The following is a 4,456-nucleotide window of genomic DNA, read 5'->3' as shown; positions in this document are numbered from 1 at the left end:
TTGTAAAGGTACACAGCTAACTTCGTTTAAAAACTCTAATTCTTCTTGTTTTTTCCAATCGGTTAGCATTGAAGAAGTTTCAGTATATCCTACTCTTTCTTGTCTTTCGTACCATGCTTGTGTTCTGAGATGGAGAGCTTTGTTGTAAACCAATCTTACACAGCCCAAAGTGCGCCGCAATAGCGACTCTTGTTCGGGTGTGGGGTAAAATCGGTAAGAATAAGCTTTTTCCATGTCTCACATTTTAGCATATATTTCGTAAATGTGATAATATTTAACAGTAAAGCCGTCGTAGAACGACGGGGTTTCAGACCCAAAATTTTCGATGATTTCTAGGGTTTGGCCAGGGAATTGGGTGAGAAGTCAGTCCCGATGAAAAAATTTTCACCCCCACAGATGAAAGAGGTTTCCTTCCTACACCCCACAACCTCTTTCAAGTCAGGAGATAGTATTTAGCTTTTTAGCCGTCAGCCATCAGCTTTTTCTCCCTGCTCCCCGCACCCTTCTGCCAAGTCTGGCGTTCTAGGCTGTCATTTTCTTCCCTAGCCACCCGGATTAAGAGGGCTGCTAAAAAGAGACTGGCTAAACTGGAACTGCCGCCATAACTAAAGAGGGGGAAAGGTAAGCCGGTAGTGGGTAAAGAACCAGTGGCCACACCGATATTTAACAGGGATTGACCGATCAAAATTACCATCGCCCCGATCGCCACTAATTTTTTGATGCGATGACGACATTTAACCGCCACGATCAGGGCAAGAGTAGCGTAGAGAAATAGCATGATTAACAGTAAAATACCGCCAATAAAACCAAATTCCTCACCAAAGACAGCGAAAATAAAATCCGTATCCGGGAAGGGTAGATAAAATAATTTTTGTTGGGATAAACCGTAACCGCTGCCGGTGGTTCCGCCAGAACCGATCGCCAGTAAACTCTGCACTAATTGATAACCATCACCCCGGGGATCCTGCCAGGGGTCTAAGAAAGATAAAATCCGTTTTCTCTGGTATTCGCGGAAAGTAACACTAACCACGGCCATAGTTACACCCAGTAAAGCGGTGCTGGTCATGTAGGATAAAGGCAGACCGGAGGCAAGAGCGATCAGCCAGAGAGTTATACCACACAGAGCAGTGGTACTCAAGTTAGGTTGTAAGAGAATGCCGGCTAGAATTAGCCCAAAAATAGCGATCCAAGTTAACCGTTGATTGACATTTAAACGCGGCCAGCCACCGAAAACCGCCGCTCCTTGCAGGACGAGAAACGGTTTCATAAATTCCGACGGTTGCAAGAGAATCGGCCCGATTTTAATCCAACGGGTGGCACCGTTGATATTAGCTCCCAAACCGGGGATAAGAGTGATCAAGATTAATCCTAAAACTAATAAAATCATCCAGGGTGCAATTTTGAGGAGTTTCTCGATCGGCAATCGCACCAGGAAATTAAAGCCAATTAAGCCAATCCAAAGCCAGATTAATTGGCGGATAAAATAGTATAGTCCGTTATCAAAGCGACTGTCAGCTAGAGCGTAGGAAGCGGAAAAAAGCACCACTAACCCGACTGACAGCCACAAAAAAGTCATCCAGCGCAATAATCGCGCTTCGGCTGACCAGTTTTTCACATCGGGGTCAAAAATAGGAATAATGTATTGCCACACGGAGATTTTCGAGAAGAAGTATCTTGTACAGATTAACCGAAAAGACTAGGCTCGATCGCAGTTTGTTCCACTATCCGACGGCGACATGACCGATTAAACCCGCGTTTTCACCGTGCCATTCTAGGGTATCACCGATCGCCTGACCGTCATGATAGGCAGCCAAGAGAATTTCCGCCGTTTTCCCCCAAACAATATTACCCTGACGATCAAGGGAAATCATGCCCAGATCCCGACCATTAGTTTGGGATTCGCGCATCGATTTCTCCACGGCAGCGGCGAGGGAAAAACCATCGCTGACGCGAATGACCACCTTAGCGGCTAAACACTCATCAATAATATCTTCCCCGACTCCCGTGCAACTTACGCCCGCCCATGGATTCGCATAATTGCCGGCCGGCATGGCACTGTCACTAACGCGACCGATTCTTTCTAGTCCCTTACCTCCGGTAGAAGTTCCGGCGGCGATGTCTCCTTGCTGGTCGAGAGCCACCACCCCGATAGTTCCCCGTTGCGCTGAGGAGTCGGCGAATAAACGGGCCATTTTGCGATTAAAGTTCGTCTTTCTTTCCTCCATCCATTCTTGAATCCGATAATCGGTTAGGGGATCATAGAGGGGAATTTGTAATTCTCTGGCCAGATCTGCAGCTCCAATTTCCGAGAGAATGCGATCCTCTTGACTTTGGAGAAATTGAGCGAGGCTAATGGGATTCTGTACCCGCGAGACGTTAATGACACCGCTTAAACGCTGGCGACGACCATCCATCAAGGCTGCGCTCATTCGCACCTGACCGTCCGATTGCACCACCGAACCAGTCCCAGCATTAAATCGCGGTTCATCCTCCAGTAACATACATCCTTTTGTCACCGCCTCCACAGCACTCGCACCATTGTCAAGGAGGTTGTAAATATTCTTAACAATCCCCCGGAGAGAATCGCGTACTGATTCTAAACCACCTTTGTCCTCTAGGGAACTCGCTCCCCCATGAATAATTAACTTCGGATTTACTCTGGTCATTATTGTTCTAACATCATATTACCGCTCGGATCTAAACTATCACGTTATCGCTACTCCGCTTCTCCAGTGCCGTCTTAACCGGTAAGTAGGGTTTGCGGCAAAAAGTTTTTCCTGGGGACAGGGTGCGGGGTGTGGGGTGTGGGGTTTTAGCCATTTTCAGGGGGTCAATTACCTAATTTTCAGGGAAAAAGTCCCGGAATTTTCCCCCGATCACTCCCATATCCGGTACTTTTTGATTGACAAAAGGTCTAAAAGTGTTACCCAACAAAGTTTTCAGATTTATTCAGCCAACCCTAATTACTCACCGTTCGCTCCTTTCTGGAAGCGAGAATTTGCTCAATTGTCTCAAATACAGTCTAGCCAACACATTGACCGTTCTCATCGAAACTTATCAGTACAAAAAGACTATTTTGAGGTTAACGAATTGATTGGGGATTTGAGCGGGTAAGTGCCAATCAACCCCCTTAAAGCCTAATTATCAACGAGCCTTGAAAAGAGGGCGAACGAGGGGACTTGAACCCCCGAGTGGTGGAACCACAATCCACTGCCTTAACCACTTGGCTACGCTCGCCGTACACCTTTTCAAGTATAGCACAAGACGAATGGTTGACAAGAGGTTTTTTATCCTAATTCAGGCTATGGTTAGGGTAAGTGAGTGATGATTTGAGAGCTTATGAAATTGGCGCGGTTAGGGGGAATAGTGTTAGGAGTGGTTTTAGGGGGAATTGCGGGGATATTGCTGACAACTAACCCTAATCGTCAAGATTACGAACAATACGCTTCCCAGAGGTTAACTAGCTATCTTAAGGATAATGTCTGCGCTCGGGCGCAAGCTTCCCTCGAGGTGCAGGCTCTCTTGCGGGGTTACTGTAAAATGTTGGTGGATACGGGTCATCCTTTTTTACAAGAAGCGATCGCCACTAACACCACTAGAAAGAATTTTGTTATTTTCAGCGTTTATCAAACGGAATTATCGTTCCCTCCCCCTTTACCTAGTTATCACTTCAGCACCGTCGGTTTTTTGAACAAATTATACATCTACGAAGCTTTAGAACTGTAGTCAGGCAATTGAAATTTTCCGAGAGTAAATCCTGATGGTAGTGATTTTATTGTAGTGGTGATAGCTGAAACTTTTGCTAATTGGGCATTGTAGCCGACATTCCGCACATCTTCATATACTTTTATATATTTTTACATTCCCCAAGATGTTTTGACGAAAAACCTTCATTGTAGAAACTACTATTGAGAACATTTTCAATAATTGATTTTTTCTGAGAAAAAAAATTACAATTCTTCACCTTGAGAAAAATCAATCATTATAGCTATAGTCCCTACTGGCAATGGGTTTTAAGCAATATATTAGTAAAAATCATCAATTGAATGTTAAGAAGTGCGGAAAGTGGGTCATGATTTTGTAACCATGACCAACTTACCCCTGTTACTCTAGCAATTCCTCGTCAGGAAATTCGTTCGAGCAAGAGTTGATCAATTAATTGTTTGGTTTCGTCAGAGACGGTTTTATTAGTGGGATTGATCACAAACGGTTGACCACATTCTTTACCTTGACGTTTGGGTTTTCCATTATGAATAGAACCATTCTTGATCATATAATGAGAACCACAACGCTTGACAGGGGAATAGAGGTGAACTAGGGGGGTATTTTGTTCGGTGCTAGACTGATATTTGAGTAAGCCAGACAGGAGCCAGAAAAAGATATTTATCAGAAAAGTCATGAGCAAGCTAGAGGTTTAAAGACTGAGCGGGTTCCAATTATTTTTATTAATAAATAT

General features: G+C 44.5%; 4 protein-coding genes, 1 tRNA gene and 1 pseudogene. 1 reads left to right on the top strand and 5 read right to left on the bottom strand.

Annotation, left to right across the window (positions count from 1 at the left end):
- The 4 genes from IM515_RS03035 to IM515_RS03020 form a co-directional block, all read right to left on the bottom strand.
- Window positions 1-234 (bottom strand): helix-turn-helix domain-containing protein (locus IM515_RS03035; RefSeq protein WP_287630118.1); only part of this gene is annotated, 234 nt, incomplete at its 3' end.
- Between the two features lie 226 nt (window positions 235-460).
- Window positions 461-1,651, bottom strand: a complete 1,191-nt coding sequence (locus tag IM515_RS03030) for an FtsW/RodA/SpoVE family cell cycle protein (protein ID WP_287628638.1) — start codon at window positions 1,649-1,651, stop codon at window positions 461-463.
- 70 nt (window positions 1,652-1,721) lie between these two features.
- Window positions 1,722-2,666, bottom strand: coding sequence for an isoaspartyl peptidase/L-asparaginase (locus IM515_RS03025; protein ID WP_287628637.1), 945 nt, complete (start codon window positions 2,664-2,666; stop codon window positions 1,722-1,724).
- 498 nt (window positions 2,667-3,164) lie between these two features.
- A tRNA-His gene (locus IM515_RS03020) sits at window positions 3,165-3,237 on the bottom strand.
- 102 nt (window positions 3,238-3,339) lie between these two features.
- Here IM515_RS03020 and IM515_RS03015 point away from each other — a divergent pair.
- On the top strand, window positions 3,340-3,726 hold the full coding sequence (locus IM515_RS03015) for a DUF4359 domain-containing protein (protein WP_287628636.1): 387 nt from the start codon (window positions 3,340-3,342) through the stop codon (window positions 3,724-3,726).
- A 386-nt stretch (window positions 3,727-4,112) separates the two neighbouring features.
- Here IM515_RS03015 and IM515_RS03010 read toward each other — a convergent pair.
- Window positions 4,113-4,399 (bottom strand): annotated as a pseudogene (locus IM515_RS03010) (ISNCY family transposase); the annotation flags it as partial.
- Between the last annotated feature and the right edge of the window lie 57 nt (window positions 4,400-4,456).

The organism is Microcystis sp. M44BS1 (assembly GCF_020244875.1).
Taxonomy (GTDB): Bacteria; Cyanobacteriota; Cyanobacteriia; order Cyanobacteriales; family Microcystaceae; genus Microcystis; species Microcystis panniformis.
Note: the sequence above shows the minus strand (reverse complement) of the source record. Positions and strands in the feature narration are given on the sequence as shown.